Genomic DNA, 1,001 nt, shown 5'->3' with positions numbered 1-1,001 from the left:
CGGCGGGCCGCTCCCCCTCGGGGGTGACCACGCGACGTGAGCGCAGTACCAGTTCGACGCCGGGCACCCGGTCCCCTCTCGGCACGCCTTGCTTCAACGTTCTGTTGAAATGCACTGTCGCGGGGGGTGCCCGCCCCCGTCAAGGGCCGCCCGCCGGACGGTTCGGCGGATTCCACATGCTGAAAGCCGGATTCCGGGCGGTTAAGCTGCGGTCGCACCCGTACGGAAGGAACGCGAACGTGCCCCGCAGCACCGACGAGTCCAGGCCGCCCGCAGGCGGCGGCGTCCAGTCCCTGGAGCGCGCCTTCGACCTGCTGGAGCGGATGGCCGACGCGGGCGGCGAGGTGGGGCTGAGCGAGCTGGCCGCCAGCAGCGGGCTGCCGCTGCCGACCATCCACCGCCTCATGCGCACCCTGGTCGCCACCGGCTACGTACGCCAGCAGCCCAACCGCCGCTACGCGCTGGGCCCGCGGCTGATCCGGCTCGGCGAGAGCGCGTCCCGACTGCTGGGCACCTGGGCCAGGCCGCAGCTCGCGCGGCTGGTCGAGGAGACCGGCGAGACCGCGAACATGGCGCTGCTCGACGGCGACGAGGTCGTGTACGTGGCGCAGGTGCCGTCGCGGCACTCGATGCGGATGTTCACGGAGGTCGGGCGGCGGGTCCTGCCGCACTCGACGGGGGTGGGCAAGGCGCTGCTGGCGCACCTGCCGGACGACGAGGTACGGGCCCTGCTGGCCCGTACCGGCATGCCGGCGGCGACGGAGCGGACCATCACCTCGCCGGACGCCTTCCTCAAGGCGCTGGCCGCCGTCCGCGCGGACGGCTACGCGGTGGACGACAACGAGCAGGAGATGGGCGTGCGCTGCCTGGCCGTCGCCGTGCCGGACGCGCCGACGGCGGCGGCGGTCTCGATCTCCGGGCCCGCGGGCCGGGTGACGGAGGCGGCGACGGAGCGGATCGTACCGGTGCTCCAGGAGGCCGCGCGCGAGCTGTCGGCCGGG

General features: G+C 74.4%; 1 protein-coding gene. It reads left to right on the top strand.

Going from position 1 to position 1,001, the window contains the following annotated elements:
• Positions 1-239 precede the first annotated feature (239 nt).
• The coding region (locus tag H5J30_RS35685) for an IclR family transcriptional regulator (protein ID WP_181791926.1) at positions 240-1,001 on the top strand (762 nt) is incomplete at its 3' end.

Origin of the sequence: Streptomyces phytophilus (genome assembly GCF_013870535.1) — a bacterium.
Taxonomy (GTDB): domain Bacteria; phylum Actinomycetota; class Actinomycetes; order Streptomycetales; family Streptomycetaceae; genus Streptomyces; species Streptomyces phytophilus.
This window is presented reverse-complemented; position numbering and strand designations above follow the sequence as displayed.